The organism is Thiobacillus thiophilus, assembly GCF_055378705.1.
Genome location: NZ_AP042404.1, coordinates 314,663 through 336,310, shown reverse-complemented (window position 1 = coordinate 336,310; position 21,648 = coordinate 314,663). Strand labels below are relative to the sequence as shown.

The window sequence follows — 21,648 nt, the reverse complement described above, 5'->3', positions numbered from 1 at the left end:
AACACTTTCGTGGACAATCCCTTTTTTGCCTTATTTAATTTGAATTCCCATGCTTGATATCCAGTTGCTGCGCAAAGACGCAGCCCTCGTTGCCGAGCGCCTGGCGGCGCGCGGTTTTGCTTTCGACGCGGCGCGTTTCGACGCGCTGGAAGCCGAACGCAAGACGATCCAGACCCGCACCCAGGACGCGCAAAACCGCCGCAATACACTTTCGAAGCAGATCGGCATGCTGAAGGGCAAGGGCGAGGACACTACGGAGGTGATGGCCGAGGTGGCCGGGCTCGGCGACGAGTTGAAGCAGATGGAAACGCGGCTGGCTGCGCTGCAGACGGAAATCAACGATTTCCTGATGGGGGTACCGAACCTGCCGCACGAATCGGTGGCAGTGGGCCTGGATGAGACCGCCAACGTCGAGGTGGGCCGCTGGGGCACGCCAAAGACATTCGATTTCGCGGTGCGCGACCACGTCGACCTCGGCGAGGGCTTGGGGCAGCTCGACTTTGCCGCGGCGGTGAAGATCACCGGCAGCCGCTTTTCGGTGATGAAAGGCGAGCTGGCGCGGCTGCACCGGGCGCTTGCGCAGTTCATGCTCGACGTGCACACGGCGGAGCACGGCTACACCGAGGTCTATGTGCCGTATCTGGTGAACGCCGATTCACTGCGTGGTACCGGGAACCTGCCGAAGTTCGAGGAAGATTTATTTCAAGTGCCGCGGCCGGACGCCGAGAAGCTCTATCTCATCCCCACCGCCGAAGTGCCGGTGACCAACCTGCTGCGCGACGAGATCGTCGCCGCCGAAGCGCTGCCGCTTAAGTTCGTCGCCCACACGCCGTGCTTCCGCTCCGAGGCCGGCTCCTACGGACGCGACACCCGCGGCATGATCCGCCAGCACCAGTTCGACAAGGTGGAACTGGTGCAGATGGTGCGCCCGGAGGATTCCTACGCCGCACTGGAGGCGCTGGCCGGACACGCCGAGGCAATCCTGCAGAAGCTCGGCCTGCCGTACCGCAAGATGGCCCTGTGCAGCGGCGACATGGGCTTTTCGGCGGCCAAGACCTACGACCTCGAAGTGTGGCTACCGGCGCAGGGCACCTACCGCGAGATTTCCTCCTGCTCCAATTTCGAGGCCTTCCAGGCGCGCCGCATGCAGGCGCGTTTCAAGGTAGGGCAGGGCAAGCCGGAGTTGCTGCACACCCTGAACGGTTCGGGCCTGGCGGTGGGGCGCACGCTGGTGGCGATCCTGGAGAATTACCAGAACGCCGACGGCAGCGTGACCGTTCCGGAAGCGCTGCGCCCGTGGACGAGCGGCGTGGACAGGCTCACGCCAACCTGAGTCGGGTCAGCCCGGTACGGCCAGCCCATCCTCGCTGCTTCCCAGGTTGATCATCGGGTTGAACGCCGGCTCCAGCCGCAGCAGGATGTCGTAATAGTTGCGGATGTTCTCGGCAAAATTCAGGGCTTCGCCGCCGCGGGCATAGCCGTATCGCGTCATGTTTGAGTAGGCGCCTCGGCTCAGGTACGGCAGCGCTTCCTTCACATCGGCCCAGCTGTCCGGACTGCCGCCGCGCGTCTGCGCGATGCGGCGCGCATCCTCCATGTGTCCCAGTCCCTGGTTGTAGGCGGCCAGCGCCAGCCAGGTGCGGTCGGGTTCCGCAATGCGCGCGGGCAGACTGTCTTTCATCAGTGCCAGATAGCGCGCGCCGCCCAGGATGCTCTGGCGCGCGTCGAGGCGGTTGGAAATGCCCATGCGGTCGGCGGTTTGCCCGGTCAGCATCATCAGGCCGCGCACCCCGGTCGGCGAGGTGGCGAGGGCATTCCACTGCGACTCCTGATAGCCGATCGCGGCCAGCAGGCGCCAGTCGATCCCGGTGAGCGTCTGCGCCTCGTGAAAGTGTTGGCGCAGCTCGGGCAGCCGTTGCGGACGGCGCTGCAGGATGCCGAGGATGTCGCTGCTGCCCAGTTGCCTGACGTGACCGAAATAGCGCTCGTAAATGCGCTTGATGGTGCCGTCCTTGCGCGCCTGCCCGACAAAGCGCGCCAGTGCATTGCGCATCGCCCGTGAACTGCGGGTCGGCAGCGCCCACACGATTTTCTGCATGTCGCCGATGTCGAATGCCACGGCCAGTTCGGGGTAGGCATTGCGCATCAGGTCGAAATCCATGCCGTTGATGAGCACCGCGTCGTACAGGCCGGCCTGCAATTGCGCCAGCAGTTCCTCCGGCCAGACATTTTCCAGTGTCGCCCAGGCGAGTTCGGGATGCTTGCGCTTCTGACGCATCAGGATGGGCGTGTGCCCGGAGCCGGCAATCAGCGCCAGTTTCCTGCCGGACAGGTCTGCCGTGTTGCGCGGCCGCTTGTCGCGGGTGCGGTATACGACATGGACCGGGGTCTCGAACAGGACCGGCCCGGCAATCAGGTGGTGGTCTTTGACGACTGCACGCGGCAGGGCCGCCGCCGCCAGGTGGATACGGTGGCGGTCGAGCAATTGGAACAGTGCTTCGGGGTGGGGCCTTTCCGTCCACACGAGCGACCAGTTCTGCGACTGGCCGAAGGCCAGGATCAAATCGTGTTCGAAGCCGGCAGGTTCGCCGTTGTGGGCGACGTAGTAGGTGGTCGGGCTGTTGCGCGCGCCCACCCGCAACTCGCCGCTGATTTCAGGCGGCGGCACCGGCTGGCTGCAGGCAGCCAGTATCAGACTCAATGCAAGCGCGGTGCCCCTCCCGAAACCAGCCATTTTTCTTGTAATGGGCATGACCATAGTCTGCCCGAGTGTGAAATTTTCGTCCAGCAAACCGTGCGGCTCGGTTACAATACGCGCCGCCGGAGAGGTGGCAGAGTGGTCGAATGTACCTGACTCGAAATCAGGCGTAGGTGCAAGCCTACCGTGGGTTCGAATCCCACCCTCTCCGCCAATACATCTTAACCAACTGAATAGCAATAAGAATATCAGTTAGGCCATCAGACGGGTGTCACAAAGAAGTGTTCCAAAGCCATGGCGCATTGGACATGCATATCCCGTCCCATCTGCTGTTGCGTTCCAGCATCTTTTATTTCCGCATCGTCGTCCCCGAACGCCTGCACCTAGCTTGCTGCGGCCGCACCGAGTTTCGCTTATCGCTTGGCACCCGCGACAAAAAACAGCGCACACGAAAAGCTGGTTTCTGTCGATGCAGACACAGCGTATCTGGCTGCCGAGGGTGAACTGACATGTGCGGACGCTTTGCCCTGAAAGCCCCGACCGGCGTGTTAGCCAGCCACTTCAAGCTGGATGAAACAGTGGAGGTAATGCCGCGCTACAACATCGCCCCAGGAACCGACATCCCGACCATCCACCACTCACCCGAAGGCAAACGGGTGATGCACTTGTTGCGCTGGGGGCTGGTACCGCACTGGGCCAAAGACCCGAGCATCGGCGCCAAACTCAGTAACGCACGCGGCGAAACCGTTGCCGAAAAACCGTCTTTCCGCGATGCCTTCGAGCGTCGCCGTTGCCAGGTGCCGGCCGATGGTTGGCTCCTCCAACGAGATGATGTACTTGATATGCTTCGCAATGAGCGGGTTTAGCCAACCACGGTCTGACCTGTTTTGCCATCATTTCAAGATCGCCTGAGCAATCGGTGGTGTGTACGCTTCAGTAAAAGGTAAAGAATCCCCGTCACCCCGCCTCACACCGATTTGATGGTGCGGGTGAAAGCGGATTGGTCATTCCTGTCATGCGCCAACAGCGCCCAGACGATGCGGGCATTTCTGGATTGCCCTAAAGGACTCCGATCCGCTATGGGCTGAAGCCCATGTGGAATCGTATGCCACGTCGCTGCGCGCCTCGCAATGACAAATTAATCAGCGGTTCCTTAATTTTACTGTGTCACAAATTGCGTTTAACCGATCCGCAACACGGACATCGCTGCAGGCAAAGTACGATACGAGCGGCGATGAGAAAGCGAAGCGTGGCGATCGAATCGGGTACGTGTCGTTGTGCTCGCCCCGCTGCCGCGAGGCTGGTAATTTTTGGGTAGGGTAGGCGCTTTTGGTCGAGCAGCGTTTTTTTTACTGCCCAGCGCGAGGCGCTGATGCAGCAAGAAGGCGTAGGCAGCAATGCACAGGGTGGCGTGATGATGCAGCCCTCGCCAATTTCGCCCTTCATACTGGCCCAGGCCAAACTCCTGCTTCAATTCCCGATAGTCACGCTCGATGCGCCAGCGCATCTTGGTAACGAACACCAGTTGCTCAATCTGCGTATCCGCAGACAAGGTCGAGAGGAAGTACTTCAGCGGTTCCGCATCGCCTTCCGGCCACTCGATCGGCAACCACTCCTCGGGACGCTGGGTGCTTTGCCAATAGTCGCGGTAGGCGGTACGGATGCGCACTGCGGCAAAACGCGAGCTTAGTGTTTCGTTCGTGCCTTCGCGCCAGGCCACAGTTTGGTAGGCTTCGCCCGGCAAGGCCAGCGCCAGCGCCTTGACCGACACCGGCGTGTGGCCGGGCGCACGGCGCAGGTTCTTGCTGGGGCGTCCCCGGCCTGCCGTGGGCTCGGGCGGCAAGGGCGCCACGCCTGGCGCCCACACACTGGTGGCCGATCTGATGCCGACCGCGTAGCGCAAACCCATCGCGGCCAGTTTGTCGCGAAACGAGGCGCTATCGCCATACGCCGGGTCAGCCAGAACAATTCCGGCAGGCACTCCATCGTCTTGAGCTTGCTTCACTTGGGCCAAGGCAATGTCAATCTTGGTCGAGAACTTGATGTCCTCCGGAACACCCGCTGCATGGCAGCGCGGCAGGTCACCCGTCCATTCCTTGGGCAGATACAGGCGCCACTGGATGGGCAAACTGCCCGTGTCGCTGGCCAGCGACAAACTGACAGCAACCTGGCAGTTCTCGGTCTTGCCCAGTTGACCACAGTATTGCCGGGTGACGCCGACCGAGTGAGTGCCCTGCTTCGGGATGCCTGTGTCGTCAATGATCCAGTAGCAACCGCGATCGAAATTCAGCGCCGGTTCCACAACGGCTCGCACTTCCCTCAACACCGTTTCGTCCGACCACGCCGACTTGGCCACAAAGTGGTGCAGCGACTGGTGCTTGGCCTGAACGTGCAGCGGATCGACATGCGCTGCCAGCGGCTCCACGCTCTTGCGTTTGATCGGCAACATCAATCCCCGACAGTAGTCCATCAACCCCGTCCTTCGATCCGCATGGCCAAGCACACCCGCCAGGCGATCAAGATACCGTTCCAGTTCGTCTTCGACTTCCATGACATCGCCCTCAGTAAGGAAGATGTTCTGAAATATAGGCAAGTTTCAGAATTTAGTGACACAGTCAGATTAAGTAAGTGTCATTCGTGTCGGACACCATTTTCGCCTACCCCGGCTCCCTTTCACCTGGCTCGACACCGAAAGCGGCGGCCAGTTCGTATTCATGCTGCGGCGCGAAGACCTTTAAGCCGGGTCGTTCAATCAACCCGTGCGGGCTGGGCTTTGCAGCCCAACCTCTTTGGCAATTGCCCAGTTATGAGCGGGGGCACGCCAGCGTGTGCGATGAATGCAAGGTGAACAGTAGATTCAACACCTGTTCAGGTCGGCTCCGGCAAAGTGACATCCATCAAACACCAAACTGGAGTCCATGATGCTCACATACATTAAACACAACTACTTCCCTGTCATCGGCTTGCTCGGGCTGTTAGCCGTCAATGCCAATGCCGCAGCTCCCCAGGCTGAGTCCTGCGAACAAATCAGGCTGCAAATCAAGGCGCAAACTGGCGTGCTGCCCACGCCGGACACCGCCATGCTGGAAAAGCTGGACGCACAGCCGGAATGTCGTTTTTCGACGGCCGAGGTGTATCAGGCCGCCTTTGGTGACAAACCGATGCCGGAAAAAGAGCGTCGGGACCGCCGGGCCAAGCATCGCGACGACGATGACGATTGAGGTGCAGACGCGGCAATCCCACGGAAAGCCGACCTTGGCGGGACGGCAACCAGTGGTTATTCATTCTTCTGCAACGTGCCGTTAGCCTGTCTTGGTCTGTTGTAGACTGAAAAACATGACTTCGTTCTCCCTGTTGCTCTGGATCGTATTCGGTATTGCGCTGCAACTGGCGCTGTGGCTCAGCATCGGCTTCTGGCACCATTGGCTGAATTACCTGGCCTTGCGCAGTCGTGGGGCGGAGTTGAATGTGCCCACTGGGCAGGATGCACGCCGGGCATCCGAAAAAGCGGGCGTTGGCCCCAGGCAGGATTTCCGGACGTTCAGGGTTGACCGCAAGGTCATGGAGGATGCCGCGCACTCGGTCTGCTCGTTCTACCTTGTGCCCGAAGATGGGCAGCCGTTGCCCACATTCCTGCCAGGACAATTTCTGACGTTTCGCCTCGACGCCCCTGCGTCGGCGGGAGACAGCGAGCAGATCATCCGCTGCTATTCGCTGTCGGATGCGCCTTGCCCCGATTACTACCGCATATCGATCAAGCGTATGCCTGCCCCCCTGGGCAGCGATGTTCCGCCGGGGCGTTCATCGAACTACTTCCATGACCGGATTACGGCTGGCTCGCTTTTGCAGGTACGTGTACCGTCTGGTCACTTTCACATCGACCGCGGCGATACCCCGGTGGTGCTTGTCGCCGGCGGCATCGGCATCACGCCGATGCTGAGCATGCTGAACTGGTGCCTGTCCGAGCAGCCGGGACGCGAGCTATGGCTGTTCTATGGGGTACGCGATGGCCGGGAGCTGGTGATGAAGGCCCATCTCGAAGCACTGGCCGCCAAACATCCGAATTTTCATCTGCATCTATGCTTCAGCAATCCACTGCCGGAAGAGATCGCTGGGCGCGATTATCAACACCGCGGCCGCATCGACGTCGGCCTGTTGCGCATGCAGCTGCCGTTCAGGTCCTATCATTTTTACATCTGCGGCCCTGCCCCGATGATGGAGAGTCTGGTGCCAGCACTTGAGGAGTGGGGGGTGCCGGATTCACACATCCACTTCGAGGCGTTCGGTCCGGCATCGATCAAGCGCAAGCAGGCCCAGGCAAGCCCGGTTGCCGAAGCGGCGGACACCGGCATCGTCGTGACCTTCGCCAGGTCGGGCAAACAGTTGCCGTGGCGGCCCGATGCAGGCAGCCTGCTTGAATTTGCCGAGGCCAATGGCATCGCCGTCAATTCCGGCTGCCGGGCGGGGAGCTGCGGGACCTGCCAGACGGCGATCCGGACAGGCGAGGTGTCCTACCGCGAGCCGCCGGATTTCGATCCCGAGCCAGGCAGCTGCCTGCTCTGTGTTGGCGTTCCCCGCACGAGTGTGACCCTGGAGGTATAGATGACATCCTCGCTCTGGCGCCAATATGTTCTACCCTTCACCGGGCTGCTGGGTCTGCTCGCCGCGGGCACCTTGGCCGGCGATTACCTGCTGCATCGCATGAATCTCGTCTGGGTCGGTCGCTATCTCGGCATCCCGGGCACGCTGCTTATCATCGGCTCGCTGGTTTATTCGCTGCGCAAGCGCAAGTTCATCACGGCGGGCAATCCGAAAACCCTGCTGACCCTGCACGAGATCGGCACCTGGCTTGGGTCCCTGATGGTGCTGCTCCATGCCGGCGTACATTTCAATGCCATCCTGCCGTGGCTGGCCACTGTCGCCATGGGGGTGAACGTGATCAGCGGCATGGTCGGCAAGCTGCTGCTTGCCCGATCACGCAACTACGTGCAGGCACAGCGTGAGCAATATCAGCTGGGGGGCCTGTCGCGTCCCGAGGTGGAGCGGGCCGTATTCTGGAATGCGGTGACACTCGATGCCATGGCCAAATGGCGGAAGGTGCATATTCCGATCTTCATCGTCTTTGCGGTGCTGGCGCTGGGCCACATCGTCAGCATCTTCCTGTTCTGGGGCTGGATATGAGCCGGCTCCTCAAGATCATTCTGGCCGCCAACCTGATCGTGATCGCGGTTCTGGCGTTCGCCTACCCACACCTGATGGTTGGGCCGGGCAAGCTGATTCCCGGCCACACGAAATTGGAGGCGGATTGTTTTGCCTGCCATACCCCCTTGCTCGGCGCCAGGTCGGAACGCTGCATTTCCTGCCATGAGCCAAAAGAGATCGGGCGTCTGACAACAGCAGGCCTGCCCGTCGTGAAGCCGCTTACCTCCGTGCCTTTCCATCAGAAGCTGACCAGCCAGGACTGCGTGGTCTGCCATAGCGATCACTCAGGGGTGAGGCGCTACCGGCAACATGGACTGTTCAAGCACGCCCTGCTGCAGAAGGCGACGCTTGATCAGTGCCAATCCTGTCACAAAGCGCCAGTCGATCCGCTGCATGAACGAATCAGCGGAACCTGCAGCCAGTGCCACAGCCAGGAAAAGTGGACGCCGGCGACCTTCGACCACGACAAGTATTTCGCGCTCGACCGCGACCACACGACCCGCTGCGTGACCTGTCATGTGCGCAACGACTATCGGCGCTATACCTGTTACGGCTGCCACGAGCATACGCCAGGCGACATCCGCCGCGAGCACATCGAGGAAGGCATTCGCGATTTCAAGAATTGCGTCGAGTGCCACCGCAACGCAAACGAGGAGGACATTCGCGGTGAATTTGGGAACGGCGAGGGGGGTGACGATTGATTTTGGCCGTCTTGATTCACCTCCCCAATTCGTCGGAAGTTCTTTTTCACTGGTGAGATTGAGATCGTCTGGCCATCTCATCCACTGAATGGACTCTGGATGAGCCAATCATGACAAACTATTTTGGTCGGGTGGCGAACTGGCAAATTTAATTTGGCACACTAAGTGGTCCACTATCGGAAATTCAGATTATACTGAAACCCAATAAACACTAGGGTTTGAGGTGGCATTGGAAAAGTGGCGGAGAGTCCCACCCTCTCCGCCTACTGCCATACAGACGCCTATCCACGAGGATGTCATGCAAGGCGTTTTCTGTACCAACAAAACTACCAACAAACAATACTCTGGACACTCCCATGTTAGTGGGGTTTATAAGCTTAAGTAACGGGGTAGCTTTTTTCTAACTTGTTGCGGGGCAGGCCATGGCAATGCCGGTGATTCCGCGTGCTCATGTGAAAAGCATCCAGACCGGGTTGGTGTTACTTCCAGTAAGCACGGATTAAGCCTTGCCGGAATGGAGGATCGCCCTATGGCACGACGGGCAGTTGATCCATCCGATATGACTTGTTAATGCGACTCCACCTTGGTCCAGGTCGCATCGGGATCGAAGTACATTACCCTGTTCGCGATTTCGGGGGTGTCCGCGCCAAGATTCCTCTGGTAGACGGTGCCTTCGTGGCTGCACATGAACGTCATCACGCCCGAGGCGCCCCAGCGCGACGGATAGGCGATCAGTGCATAACCACCGATCATCTTGCCGTTGACCAGGTAGTCGTAGCTGCCGCCAGGCGCATCCTTACCCTGGGCGGTGAGGATGCGGTAGTAGTAACCGTGGAAGGGTAATGAAGCCGTGCCTTCGATCGAGTAGCCTTCATTGACCGCACTGCTGACGAGGGGGCCGAATGGTGAGTCGGGTTGCCCTTGTTTGGTTGGCCAGTAGAGACCGTCCTGCTTGCCTTCGCTGCTGCGGAAACGTTGCGCGTACTCAAGCAGTCCGTCGCCGTCGCGGTCCTGCTCGGCGTATTCACGCTGGGCGTCGCCGAAAGCCAGGCAGAACCTGATCGTGAACAGCTCGTTTTCCCCGACACGGCGGTTAACGAGTTCTTCCGCCCCCTCTTTGGCATCGAACTGCCATCCTTCTGATTCCTTCACCAGTGGGAACGGGAACGGGTATTCATTGTCGCCAAGCAGCAGCGTCACCTTTATTTCGGTATCCTTTTCGATCTTGAGCGACGTGTCATATGCGGTGATGAATTTATCGTGCATCTCACGGTCCACTACGGCATCGCCGGTGTAGATCAGATTCGCACTGCCCGGCCCGAGCACCTTGTAGATGGCCTTGACGTCGTGTGACTTGATCACCTCGTAGAGCGCCTTGGCAGCCTGCTGAGGCGAAGCATACGATGCTTGTGTCTGCGCTGCAGCCTTGGCCTGTGTCGACGCAATCTGCCCCGTTGGAAAGTCCGCTGCAGTCAGATGTGTTGCGCCCAGCGCAATCGCGACGCCTACCACACCTGAGATGAGTGTTCGTTTATTCATTCCTGGTTTCATCCTGTCTCCTTAGCGACCACGCCCGCCGCTGCGCCCGCCGCCGCTACGTCCACCACCACCGCTGTACCCACCATTTCGGCCCATCGTCGAACGGCTCGACGCACCACGGTTGCTGTAGTCCTGCGTCTGCTGGCGGGAGTGACCGGCATTGAACGACGGGCTCGCGCCGGAGGATCGGCCGAATGAGCGTTGTGTATCGCGGGTGCCGATGCTGCCATCAAACGTCGAATCTCCACCACGGTCCGGTCGTTGCGCATTCCGCGTGCTGACGCTGCCGCCCCGATCGGGCCGTTGCGCATCGCGGGTACCGGCGCCGCCACCAAATTTCGAACCTCCGCCACGGTCCGGCCGTTGCGCATTCCGCGTGCTGACGCTGCCGCCCCGATCGGGCCGCTGCGCACCCCGTGTGCCTGCGCTCGATTCGAAACCGCGTGTATCGCGGCGGGACGATACGGCGTTTGGGTCCGACTTGCGGTACTGGTCACGTGTCCTGACGTCGCCATAAGCCACGCCCTTGCGCTGCGACGGACTATGCTTCCAGTTGCCGTTACTTACGTTGTTCCTGAACCTGGCGTTGTTATTGATGAACGTATTGTTCCTGTTCCTGTTGATGTTGATGCTGCCACTATGCCAGCCTGCATTGGACCAGCCCCAGTGATTGTTGCTGATCATGATGCCGAGGCCGAATCCGATCAGCCCCGCACTGATCATGGCGCCGGGGGGGTAGTAGTAGACTGGGGGTGGCCAGTAATAGGGGGGATATGCGGGTGCCCACCAGACGCCATACACTACGGTCGGGTTGTAGGTCGGAACGTAGACGACATTGGGACTGGCGGGCTCGATGATGATGACCGACTGTTGCTTGACGACCTTCATCTCATCGTCACTCTTCAGGTTGCCCGCGACCTCTGCTTTTTGGCGCAAGTCCTGGACAGTCTGCAGCACGCGCTTTTCATCGGAAAGGAACGCGTTGCCGAGTTCCTGCGTCCACTCGAGATTGTCGCTCATCATCTCAAGCACCTGGGGGAATGCGGTCAACGACTGCACCGATGGATCCCAGTTTTTTTCTGCGACGACGTTGTCGAGTTCCTCGCCCTTGAGTCCCCTGTTGCCCTTGACAAAGCGTGCCGCCTCGACGACATCGAGCGGGTAGGTCGATGCCATCAATGTCTGTGTCAGCAACTGGTCAGGATAGAGTGCGATCGGCGCAAGCAGGGAGTCGAATCTCTCCTGCGATATTGGCACCTGCACGTCGGTAGCCGAGTCGGCATTGGCCGCCGACACCTGCTGCATGGGTAGCATCGTTGCGACTGTGATCATCACCAGCAGCGCCTTGAAAAAGCCTGACAGGCGCCCGAGCCTGAACAGAATACCCATGTTGCCCTGCCTGCCTGCTGGATCGTGAAAAGATTCGGATGAATGTTTGAGCACGTAGTTCTCCCTCGATACGGAGATGGTGAGGACACTGACAGGCGGTCATGCACTTCGCCGCGCGCAAGAGATCAGAATCCAAACGGTCAGAATCGTGGCGCGGGTAGCGCACTCTGACATCGTTGTCTGAGAGCAAGTATAGCCAAAGAAACGAGACCCGGATGCTAAACGATTGTGAGGCAGTTGATGCTTGCAGGGTACCAGGGATGGAGGATAAGCGTCGCATCGGGCACTGCCGGATCACCTTGCCGGCAACTCTCATCAGAGCGTTTGTGTCGCTGAAAATAGCTCGAAAGCCTGCTCTAATCGAATGACTATCGGTGCATTCTCTTCCCTGCTCGTGATCGCCAGATCCATGGGGCAGAGAGGAGCCAAGTGATGCCGTGTGATTTCGCAAACTCAGAATCGATCTCGGTACCTGCCGCGAGAGGATGTTCGGCAAGATTTTCCAGCGTACTTTCGGTAACGAATCCATAGCGGAATTCGCCAGATCAACTCTCCACTGACTCCTCCGGCCGATAAAAGACGTTGGGCATACTTGATCTGCGATTTAATCGCTGAATAGTTGCCAGTAACACGGGGGGCTTATGTGCGGACGGCCGCCGCCCCGCGCCAAGGGCGCCTTTTGGAGACGTATCGAGTGGCCGAGAGGGGCTTGTCGGCGCTGCTCGATGGCACCAATAAGAGATAGGACAGGCAGGATCAATCTGTCCAGAGCCTGCTCGCCACTATCCCTTTTTCGAGGGGGCAGCCTTTCTTCGCTCGGTGGATCCGGTAGCGCTCCAGGTTCTCACCCGAAAGTTTCAGCCTGCCGCTGCGTTTGCCCTTGCCGGCGCCTTCCACCATCAGGGTCTGGCCGTCGAATACGGTCAGCGCCATCATCTTTTCACCCGCGTCGAGCTTGATCAGCTGCACGCCCTTGCCGCCCGTGCCTTCCTTGACTTCTTCGATGGGGAACACCAGGGCCTTGCCGTTGCTTGCCGCAACCGCAACCCAGTCGCCCGTTGTGGGGGCTGGGGGCAGGGGGATATGGCCGTCCTCGACCGCCATGAACGCTTTGCCAGCGCGTTGCCGGGACACCATGTCGGCACACCTGGCAATGAATCCGTAGCCCAATGTGGTTGATACCAGCCAGCGGGATTCTGGTGGCGCCGAAAGCGCATGAATCAGCTTCGCGCCCTTGGCCAAATCAACCAGGCTGGTGAACGGCACCCCATCGCCACGACCGGAGGGCAAGTCGGCGATGCGAAGCGTATACGTGCGGCCGCTGCTGTCCATGAGGATGAGCGGATTCACCGTGCGGGTTTCGATGGCCGCCATTTCGCCATCGCCCGCCTTGTACTGGATGGATGCCCGGTCGACACCCAGGCCTTGCCGGGTGCGAAGCCAGCCATTCAGTGAAACGATGACGGTCACCGGTTCGTCCACGATGGACGCTTCGCTCGTCGTTGAGGCGGTAACCGACTGCGCGGCCTCGATGCGGGTGCGGCGGTCGTCGCCGTGTTTCTTCATGTCCGCGCGGATCTCGTCGATGATGAGCGTCGTCAGGGCCTTGCCGTCGCCCAGGATGCGGTTGAGTTCGTCGCGCTCGCTCAACAATTCCTTCAATTCCTTTTCGATCTTGATGGATTCAAGCCGGGCCAGCTGACGCAGGCGAATGTCCAGGATGTCGTCGGCCTGCACTTCGGAGAGGTCAAAAGCGGCAATCAAATCAGTTTTTGGATCGTCCGACTCACGAATGACCCGGATCACCTCGTCGATGTTGAGGAGGACGGTCAGCCGTCCTTCCAGAATGTGGACGCGCCGGTTCACCACTTCGAGCCGATGCTGGCTTCGACGGCGTACGGTGTCGACCCGGAAGCCCGCCCATTCGGCGATCAACGCCACCAGCCCCTTTTGTCCAGGCCGACCATCGCGGCCGATCACCGTCAGGTTGACCGGCACATTGGTTTCCAGACTGGTCTGGGCCAGGAAGAAACGCATGAAGGGTTCGGGATCATGGTTCCGTGAGCTGGGTTCCAGGACCAGGCGAACCGGATTTTTCTCGTCGGATTCGTCGCGGGTGCTGTCGACGAGCGCGAGGATCGCCTGCTTGAGGTTCTTCTGTTCCGGCGACAGTTCCTTCTTGCCGGTCTTGGGTTGCGGGTTGGCCAGCGCCTCGATCTGGGTCAACACCTGGGCCGTGGACACGCCAGGCGGCAGTTCGGTGACCACGATGCGCCACTGGCCGCGGGCAAGCTGCTCGACCGTCCATTGCGCACGCACGCGCACACTGCCTCGACCCGATTCATAGACCGCGCGCAGATCTGCGGCTGCGGTGATGATCTGCCCGCCGCCGGGAAAATCGGGGCCGGGCACATGAGTCAGCATGCTGTCGAGGCTGATCTCGGGTTTTTTCAGGACGGCGATGGCTGCGGAACCGAGTTCGCGCAGGTTGTGGGAGGGAATCTCGGTGGCCATGCCGACGGCGATGCCGGACGCCCCGTTGGCCAGCAGCATGGGCAGCCGGGCCGGAAGCAGGGCGGGTTCCCTGAAGGCGCCGTCGTAGTTGGGCACGAAGTCCACCGTCCCCATGTCGATTTCCGACAGCAGCAGTTCGGCGACGGGTGTGAGGCGGCTTTCCGTGTAGCGCATCGCGGCCGCGCCGTCGCCATCGCGCGACCCGAAGTTGCCCTGGCCGTCGATCAGTGGATAGCGCAGGGTGAAGCCCTGGGCCATGCGGACCATGGCGTCATAGACGGACTGGTCGCCGTGAGGATGGAGCTTGCCGATCACGTCGCCCACCACACGGGCAGACTTGACGTGCTTGGTACTGGACGTCAGACCCATCTCGCGCATGGAGTAGAGGATGCGGCGTTGAACGGGCTTCATGCCGTCCTCGACGTAAGGCAGCGCACGGCCCTTCACCACGCTCATCGCGTAGGCCAGGTAGCAGCGCTCAGCATAAATGCCCAGCGGAAGCCCATCATCACCACTCAAACCGCCGTCACCGGAAGACGGCGGAGGAGGGGGCGTGGATGGGGAAGGCGTTTCAGCCGGGTTGCCGAAGAGGTCCAGGGTGTGGGTTTCAACCGCCTTGCTCATACGTCAGCCTCCACCAGACTGCCCTTCGCTTCCATCCAGTCGCGCCGATCGCCGGCTGCGCTCTTGCCCATCAGCATGTCGAACAGCTTCAGCGCCTCGTGCATTTCGTCGGCTGTGGCGAGCACGGGCAGGACGCGCCGGGTGGCCGGGTCCATGGCAGTTTCACGAAGCTGGGACGGGTTCATCTCGCCCAGGCCCTTGAAGCGACCAACCTCGATGGCCTCAGGTTTGAACCCGTCCAGCAGGAGACGGTCCTTGATGGCCGTCAACTCACCGTCATCCAGCGCGTATTGGCGTCGAGCCGGTTTCTTGCCCTTGGCCGGCGCGTCCACCCGGTAAAGAGGCGGCTGCGCCACATGGATGTGCCCCAACTCGACCAGCTTCGGGAAGTGACGGAAGAAGAGGGTCAGCAGCAGGGTGGAAATGTGCGCGCCGTCGACGTCGGCATCGGTCATGATCACCACCTTGTGGTAACGCAGGCCGGTGAGGTCCGGATGGTCGCCCAGCTTATGCCGCTCCACCCCGAGCGCGACCGCGATGTCGTGGATTTCCTTGTTGGCGTAGAGCGCGTTGGGGTCGGTTTCCCATGAATTCATCACCTTGCCGCGCAAAGGCAGGATGGCCTGGGTTTCGCGGTCCCGTGCCTGCTTTGCGCTGCCGCCGGCGGAATCCCCCTCGACGAGGAATATTTCACGAATAACCGGATCGTCCGTTGCGGCGTCCGAAAGCTTGCCGGGCAGGACAGCGACTCCGGAAGTTTTCCGCTTTTCGGTTTTCTGGGCGGATTTGAGACGGGTCGCTGCGGCCTTGGCCGCCATCTCGGCGATGGCTTTGCCATACTCCACGTGACCATTGAGCCAGACTTCGAAGGGATCGCGGATCCTTGTCGATACGAGCTTCACCGCTTCACGTGAGTTGAGTTTTTCCTTAACCTGCCCCTGGAACTGGGGGTCAAGCAGTCGTGCGGAGAGCACGAAGGACATGCGCCCCGAGACATCTTCCTGGCGCAGCTGCACGCCGCGCGGAAGGAGGGCGTGATGTTCTGCAAATGACTTCACCGCATCGAAGACGCCGGCGCGCAAACCGGCCTCATGGGTCCCGCCCTGCAGGGTCGGAATGAGGTTGACGTAGGATTCAGAGAAGCTGCCGGGCTCCGCCCAGGTCAGCGCCCAGGCCGCGCCTTCGCCCTTGGCAAACCCATCGGACCCGTCCGCGTAGGCCTCGCCAGCGAAGACAGGAACCAAGGCTTCGTCAGGGGGGACCTGTTCGGACAGGTAGTCGACCAGCCCGCCGCGGTAGCAATAGACTTGCTCATCCACCGCGTTGTCACGTTCGATCTCCAGCCGGAAGGTCACGCCAGGCAGCAGCACCGCCTTGGCGCGCAGCAGACGCGCGAGTTCACGCTCGGGGATTTTGGGGGAATCGAAAAAGGCCGGGTCGGGCCAGACATGAATTGTGGTGCCCGTCTCTTTCTTGGCGCACTTGCCGATGACAGCGAGCTTCTTGCTGACCTTTCCTCCATCCGCAAACACGACTTCGTTGATCTGGCCGTCTCGTTTCACAGTCACGCTTAGACGGGTGGCGAGGGCATTGGTCACCGAGACGCCCACACCGTGCAGACCACCGGAAAAAGCGTAAGCCCCTTCGCCGGAGGTTTTATCGAACTTGCCCCCGGCGTGCAGACGGGTCAGCACCACCACGACCGTGGGCTCTTTTTCTTGAGGATGGAGGTCTACAGGAATGCCGCGTCCATCATCGCTGACCCTGACAGAGCCATCCACACACAAGCGAACATCGATCCGGGTGGCATGCCCCGCTAATGCTTCGTCTGCCGAGTTATCGATCACCTCCTGGATGACATGAAGCGGACTGTCGGTCCGGGTGTACATGCCGGGGCGCGCCCTGACAGGCTCAAGTCCTTTGAGAACCTGGATCGAGTCTGCGTTGTAATCCTTAGCCATTCTTTGCTTGTCTCATGAATCAAAAGTGAATCGCCCCCTAGTTTACTAGACACCTTTGAGCCTATAAATTTGGCTTAAGGACACGCCGATTAATTCGTCATTCCGGCCTTCACCGGAATGACGAATCGTGAATAAATCAGTGTTTCCTTGACGGAAGTGGTATGACGAGCAAGCGTTATACGGAAGAATCCAAGGTTGAAGTGGTCAAGCAGGTCACTCAGTAGTGGATGTGACAGCGAGCTTTGCAGCAATTGAAAAGGAAGTGCCCAACTGATGCAGCCCCTACCCGATACACCGACGAGGCATGACCAACACGGCAATTATCCCCAGGCCGCCAGCGTGGAGGATTTCCGGCACAACCTGGGCGCCGTGCAGGCGCGCATAGCCGCCGCCTGTCATCGCGTCGAGCGTGACCCCGCCAGCGTGCGCCTGCTGCCGGTCAGCAAAACAAAGCCCGAAGCCAGTATCCGCCTTGCCTACGCGGCGGGCTGCCGCTTGCTGGGTGAGAACAAGGTGCAGGAGGCGCACCGCAAATGGCAGGCCATGCAGGACCTGGAAGATCTGCGCTGGTCGGTCATCGGTCACCTGCAGACCAACAAGGCCAAGCTGGTGGCGCACTTTGCCGCCGAGTTCCAGGCGCTGGACAGCCTGCGCGTGGCCGAGGCGCTGGATCGCCATTTGCAGATCGAGGGCCGTTCTCTGGACGTGTTCGTGCAGGTGAATACCTCGGGCGAGGCCAGCAAGTACGGGCTGGCTCCCGAGGATGTGCCGGACTTCATCGAAAAATTGCCGGCGTTTTCAGCGCTGCGCGTGCGCGGGCTGATGACGCTGGCGCTATTCTCCAGCGAGGCCGAGCGGGTGCGCCGGTGTTTCATATTACTGCGAGATTTACGCGATCAATTGAGACAGAGCGCGCCCGCGGGTATCGGCCTGGATGAATTATCCATGGGCATGTCCGGCGACTTCGAGATCGCCATCGAGGAGGGCGCCACCGTGGTGCGCGTGGGCCAGGCCATCTTCGGCGCGCGAGCCTTGCCAGACAGCTACTATTGGCCCACGGGCGACACCGAGGAGCCAAAATCATGAAGACCGCTGTCGCCATCCAACGCCTGCCCGGTATCGAGACTGACCCGCCAAGGGAGACGTCATGACAGAGATAACGCCAGGCACAGTACGACAACCGCTGCTGCTTGATGTGGTCTCGGTGCAATCACAAGTGGTTTATGGCCGGGTGGGTAACAACGTTGCGTTCCCGACGCTGGAAGCACTGGGCCTGTCGGTGGCCGCCGTGCCGACCGTCGTGTTCAGCAACACGCCGCACTACCCGACGATCCACGGGGGCGCTTTGCCCATCGAATGGTTCAGCGGCTATTTGGAGGATTTGTCTGCGCGCGGCGCGCTGCGAAACCTAAAGGCCATTCTGGTCGGATATCTGGGCAGTCCGGCGCAAGCCGTGGTACTGGCCCGCTGGGCCAGGCTGCTGTTGGCCCGACACGCTGATCTGCGCGTTATCGTTGATCCCGTGATGGGCGACCACGACCACGGCATCTATGTCGATGCCGGTATGGCTGATGCCTACCGCCAGCACTTGTTGCCACTGGCCCATGGTTTGGCACCGAACGGTTTTGAACTGGCGCACCTGACAGGGCGGCCGGTGAACGATCTCGAAAGCGTCGTCGCCGCAGCTCAAACCCTGTTGACAGGTCACACCGAATGGATCGCCGTGACCAGCGCGGCCCCCGATACCTGGGCGGTTGACGAGATGCAGGTCGTTCTTGTCACCCACACGCACGCCCAGGTCATCACGCATCCGCGCATAGACGCCACCCCCAAGGGAACCGGCGACCTGTTCAGCGCCGCCTTGACCGGGTATTGGCTCACCGGCGCGTCTTTGCCGGATGCCGTCGCGAAGGCCTGTCAACAGGTGATATGGGCGCTTCGCCAAACCGAGCAGGCGCAGTGCGCCGAACTGCTGTTGCCTATCCGGCCGGGCATCCATGACGAAGACAAGATTTCGGTCCGCGAACTCGTGTTCGAGCCAACCGGGTCGCCCCGCATATCAGGCTGGGAAGCGCTGATATGCGGGTCTACCAAGCGGAAGTAACAGGACTGAACCGCCCCGGATTTTGTGGAGGCTCCAACTCTTGAGAAGATGGAGCCTCCACAAAATCCGGGGCGGTTCACACAGCCAGGCGCGGTGCCAATTCTGGAAATGCGTTTTGGGGATGTACTCAATATCCCACTTGCAAGGGTATGCGGCCGACCTGACAAACCGCCAACCGAAGAGTAGGTTTGCAATCTGAGCCGTCCGGCGTTGCAGAAGCTGCTGTTCCACCCCGTCACAGACCGGTATGCCCATTGCGTTGTGCTGAAAGGTGCTGTGTTGAGGGTTGTTGCTCACCTGCGCGCGCATCCGGCGCAGAGGCGGGGGCGTCCCAGCCCCCACCCAGTGCCTTGAACAACGAGACCAGATTGATCGCGGTGTCGGTGTGAGTGCGCACGTAGGCATCTTCGGCATCGCGCAGGACGCGCTCCTCGGTGAGCAGGTCGGTAAGCGAGATATCACCAGCCTTGTAGCGCGTTTGCGCGTGGGCGTAGCTGCTGCGCGCGGCCTCCCACGACACACGCTGGCGCTGCACCGCGTCCAGGCCCAATTGGTAGTCGCTCAGTGCACGCTCCGCATCACCCAGCGCCGCCAGCACGGCCTTTTCATAGGCCAGCGCGGCCTGCTCCTGACGTGCTTCGCTGGCATGGATTTCCGCGCGCACGCGACCACCGTCGAACACGCGCCAGGAGATCAGCGGCATGATCGAAAAATTCTGGCTGGCGGAATTGAACAGGCTGCCTGCATCCAGCGACTCGAAGCCGCCGCCGGCACCGATCGACAACTTCGGAAACAGCTCTGCTGTGGCCACACCGATATCGGCGGTGCGGGCGGCCAGGCTACGCTCGGCAGCACGCACATCGGGTCGGCGGCGCAGTATGTCGGCGCGCTCGCCCACGGGTATCGGGGTCAGCGTGATCTCCGCTGCGCTGGTGTCCACCAGCGCCAGCTCGCGTTCCGGCGGCGCACCAAGCAGTACGCCAAGACCTAGTACGGCCGCACGCAGTCGCGCGCGAATACCGGGCACGTCGGCGTCGGCAGCCGCGAGGCGCGCCTGCGCGGTGTCAACATCGGCCTGCGCGGCATCGCCTGCATCGAGGCGCTTGCGTACCAGATCCAACGTCTGCTGCAGGGTCTGCACTGAGGCCTCACGCGCGGCCAGCTCGCGTTGGGCGCCGCGGAGGGTGAGGTAGCTGCGCGCGACCTCGGCGGTAACGCTGATGCGCATGGCCTGCGCATCAGCCTGTGCCGCCTGCATACTGGCCTCGGCGCTTTCCACCGCACGTCGGGTTCTGCCGAACAGATCGATTTCCCAACTGGCGTCGAAACCGGCATCGTAGATCGTCTGGTCGCGTTCGAGCCCGGGAATGGAATTGATCGGCAACGGCCCGTTCTCACTCTGCCGGCGTCGGGTCACGCTGCCACTGGCATCGACGACTGGTGCGTAATCGCCCGCGGCACGGTCGCGCAGCGCGCGCGCCTCGCGGATGCGCGCCTGCGCCTGGCGCAGGTCGGGGTTGCCGGCCAGCGCGACATCCACCAACCGGTCCAGGATGGGATCATTCAGCGACCTCCACCAGGTCGCCAGGACGACCGACGCCCGCGCGTCCTCGGTCGGTTGTGTCCAGCCGCTGCCCGTGTCCACCGGCGGTGGATTGCGGTAGTCGGGACCGACGGCGCAGGCGCCGAGCAACAGCGCGCTCAGCGCGGTGATTGCTGTGCCCGCTGCGTGAGGCCGGAGATTCGGTGAACGTTTCATGGTAATTCCTTTATCAATCGTCGGGATCCGTCACTGCAGACGACTGCGGACCAGCAGCGTCGCAGCCGTCAGCGTCACCAGTGCGATCACCACCAGCGGCCAGGTATTGGCGATAATGTCCGAAACCGGCATCGCCTTGAGGAACGTGCCTTCGACGATGATCAGGAAGTGGGTGAGCGGAATTCCCTGTGCCATCCACTGCAGCACCAGGGGCATGTTTTCCACCGGCGTGGCGAAGCCTGACATCAGCACCGCCGGTACGCCGATCGCGAAGGCCCCCATGATGGCCTGTTGCTGCGTCGCGGAGACCGAGGAAATCATCAGGCCAATGCCCACCACCGACAGGATGAACAACAGCAGGCTCGGCAGCAGCAGCCAGAACGAGCCGGTAAAGGGAATACCAAACAGGAACGCCGCCGCGGCGATCATCAGCAACCCCAGGACGGCGCCGATGGCAAGCGCAGGTACGGTTTTGGCGACGATGATTTCCGGCGTGGTGGTTGGCGAGACCAGCAACTGGTCGAACGTACCCAGCTCGCGTTCACGCGCAATCGACAGTGCCGTGATCATCAGCGCGCTGAAGAAGACCAGAATGCCCGACAGGGCCGGCACCACGAACCAGCGGTAGATCAGATTGGGATTGAACCAGTTGCGGACGACAACCGGGGAAGCGCGCTGCGGCTCCTTCCTGGCATCGGTGCCAACCTCCGCCGCGATGGCATTGAGATAGCCGACCGTGATCTGGCCGGCATTGCTGCGCCGGCCGTCGACGATGACCTGCATGGTGCCGGTGCCTCCTGCGGCAATGTCGCGCGAAAAGTCCGGTCCCATGTCGAGCGCGGCAATGACCTTGCGCTCATCGATCAGCGTCTGCAACTCGTCACGGTTGTGCACCGTGTACACCTTGTTGACGAAGTCGGCGACGCCGACACGGGCCTCCATTTCATACGACCAATGGCCGGCATCCTGGTTGTAGACGGCGATGTTGGCGTTGCGTACCTCCAGCGTGGTGGCGAAGGTGAAGATCAGCAACTGCATCAGCGGCGGCACGAACACGATAATACGGCTGCGGGGATCGCGCAGGATGCTGAGAAACTCCTTGACCACCTGGGCACGGAGGCGGCCATTGAAGAATGTATTGAACAGGCGGCGCATCG

General features: G+C 61.0%; 17 protein-coding genes and 1 tRNA gene. 10 read left to right on the top strand and 8 right to left on the bottom strand.

From position 1 onward, the window contains the following. Positions 1–49: 49 nt before the first annotated feature. Positions 50–1,333 (top strand): serine--tRNA ligase, encoded by a 1,284-nt coding sequence (serS, locus tag ACZ41T_RS01620; protein ID WP_464922742.1) that lies wholly within the window; start codon positions 50–52, stop codon positions 1,331–1,333. A gap of 6 nt (positions 1,334–1,339) precedes the next feature. Here serS and mltF read toward each other — a convergent pair whose 3' ends face one another. Beyond that, positions 1,340–2,701, bottom strand: a complete 1,362-nt coding sequence (mltF, locus tag ACZ41T_RS01615) for a membrane-bound lytic murein transglycosylase MltF (RefSeq protein ID WP_464922741.1) — start codon at positions 2,699–2,701, stop codon at positions 1,340–1,342. Between the two features lie 121 nt (positions 2,702–2,822). Between mltF and ACZ41T_RS01610 the strand changes: the two genes are divergently transcribed. The 3 genes from ACZ41T_RS01610 (at position 2,823) to ACZ41T_RS01600 (ending at position 3,564) form a co-directional block, all read left to right on the top strand. After that, positions 2,823–2,912, top strand: a tRNA-Ser gene (locus tag ACZ41T_RS01610). Between the two features lie 94 nt (positions 2,913–3,006). Beyond that, on the top strand, positions 3,007–3,201 hold the full coding sequence (locus ACZ41T_RS01605; RefSeq protein WP_464922740.1) for a DUF6538 domain-containing protein: 195 nt from the start codon (positions 3,007–3,009) through the stop codon (positions 3,199–3,201). A gap of 6 nt (positions 3,202–3,207) precedes the next feature. Then, entirely contained in the window at positions 3,208–3,564 is a 357-nt protein-coding gene (locus tag ACZ41T_RS01600; RefSeq protein ID WP_464922739.1) for an SOS response-associated peptidase, read from the top strand. A gap of 314 nt (positions 3,565–3,878) precedes the next feature. Here ACZ41T_RS01600 and ACZ41T_RS01595 read toward each other — a convergent pair whose 3' ends face one another. Further along, entirely contained in the window at positions 3,879–5,249 is a 1,371-nt protein-coding gene (locus ACZ41T_RS01595) for an IS701 family transposase (RefSeq protein ID WP_464922738.1), read from the bottom strand. Between the two features lie 367 nt (positions 5,250–5,616). On the opposite strand from ACZ41T_RS01595, the gene ACZ41T_RS01590 reads away from it, so the two are divergent. The 4 genes from ACZ41T_RS01590 (at position 5,617) to ACZ41T_RS01575 (ending at position 8,601) form a co-directional block, all read left to right on the top strand. Beyond that, a complete protein-coding gene (locus tag ACZ41T_RS01590; protein WP_464922737.1) occupies positions 5,617–5,919 on the top strand; it encodes a hypothetical protein in 303 nt (100 codons plus the stop codon). 115 nt (positions 5,920–6,034) lie between these two features. Further along, on the top strand, positions 6,035–7,300 hold the full coding sequence (locus ACZ41T_RS01585) for a 2Fe-2S iron-sulfur cluster-binding protein (RefSeq protein WP_464922736.1): 1,266 nt from the start codon (positions 6,035–6,037) through the stop codon (positions 7,298–7,300). Then, the gene (locus ACZ41T_RS01580) at positions 7,301–7,879 is read left to right on the top strand and encodes a hypothetical protein (RefSeq protein ID WP_464922735.1); all 579 of its coding nucleotides are present in this window, start codon (positions 7,301–7,303) and stop codon (positions 7,877–7,879) included. Next, on the top strand, positions 7,876–8,601 hold the full coding sequence (locus ACZ41T_RS01575; protein ID WP_464922734.1) for a class III cytochrome C family protein: 726 nt from the start codon (positions 7,876–7,878) through the stop codon (positions 8,599–8,601). The genes ACZ41T_RS01580 and ACZ41T_RS01575 overlap by 4 nt, the downstream gene beginning before the upstream one ends. Positions 8,602–9,168: 567 nt before the next feature. Here ACZ41T_RS01575 and ACZ41T_RS01570 read toward each other — a convergent pair. The 4 genes from ACZ41T_RS01570 to parE all read right to left on the bottom strand — a co-directional run bounded on the left by ACZ41T_RS01570 (position 9,169) and on the right by parE (position 16,628). Next, positions 9,169–10,152, bottom strand: a complete 984-nt coding sequence (locus ACZ41T_RS01570; RefSeq protein ID WP_464922733.1) for a DUF2950 domain-containing protein — start codon at positions 10,150–10,152, stop codon at positions 9,169–9,171. A 9-nt stretch (positions 10,153–10,161) separates the two neighbouring features. Next, positions 10,162–11,529 carry a DUF3300 domain-containing protein gene (locus ACZ41T_RS01565; RefSeq protein WP_464922732.1) on the bottom strand — a complete coding sequence of 456 codons (1,368 nt, stop codon included), beginning with the start codon at positions 11,527–11,529 and terminating at the stop codon, positions 10,162–10,164. Positions 11,530–12,285: 756 nt separating this feature from the next. After that, positions 12,286–14,667 carry a DNA topoisomerase IV subunit A gene (gene parC / locus ACZ41T_RS01560; protein WP_464922731.1) on the bottom strand — a complete coding sequence of 794 codons (2,382 nt, stop codon included), beginning with the start codon at positions 14,665–14,667 and terminating at the stop codon, positions 12,286–12,288. Continuing rightward, positions 14,664–16,628 (bottom strand): DNA topoisomerase IV subunit B, encoded by a 1,965-nt coding sequence (parE, locus tag ACZ41T_RS01555; protein WP_464922730.1) that lies wholly within the window; start codon positions 16,626–16,628, stop codon positions 14,664–14,666. The genes parC and parE overlap by 4 nt, the downstream gene beginning before the upstream one ends. 273 nt (positions 16,629–16,901) lie before the next feature. Here parE and ACZ41T_RS01550 point away from each other — a divergent pair, with 273 nt between their 5' ends. Further along, a complete protein-coding gene (locus ACZ41T_RS01550; protein ID WP_464922729.1) occupies positions 16,902–17,714 on the top strand; it encodes a YggS family pyridoxal phosphate-dependent enzyme in 813 nt (270 codons plus the stop codon). Positions 17,715–17,775: 61 nt separating this feature from the next. After that, positions 17,776–18,732 carry a pyridoxine/pyridoxal/pyridoxamine kinase gene (pdxK, locus tag ACZ41T_RS01545; RefSeq protein WP_464922728.1) on the top strand — a complete coding sequence of 319 codons (957 nt, stop codon included), beginning with the start codon at positions 17,776–17,778 and terminating at the stop codon, positions 18,730–18,732. A 235-nt stretch (positions 18,733–18,967) separates the two neighbouring features. Here pdxK and ACZ41T_RS01540 read toward each other — a convergent pair whose 3' ends face one another. Then, complete coding sequence (locus tag ACZ41T_RS01540) at positions 18,968–20,491, bottom strand: efflux transporter outer membrane subunit (protein WP_464922727.1); 1,524 nt, start codon at positions 20,489–20,491, stop codon at positions 18,968–18,970. Between the two features lie 30 nt (positions 20,492–20,521). Continuing rightward, the gene (locus tag ACZ41T_RS01535; RefSeq protein ID WP_464922726.1) at positions 20,522–21,646 is read right to left on the bottom strand and encodes an ABC transporter permease; all 1,125 of its coding nucleotides are present in this window, start codon (positions 21,644–21,646) and stop codon (positions 20,522–20,524) included. Positions 21,647–21,648: the final 2 nt, after the last annotated feature.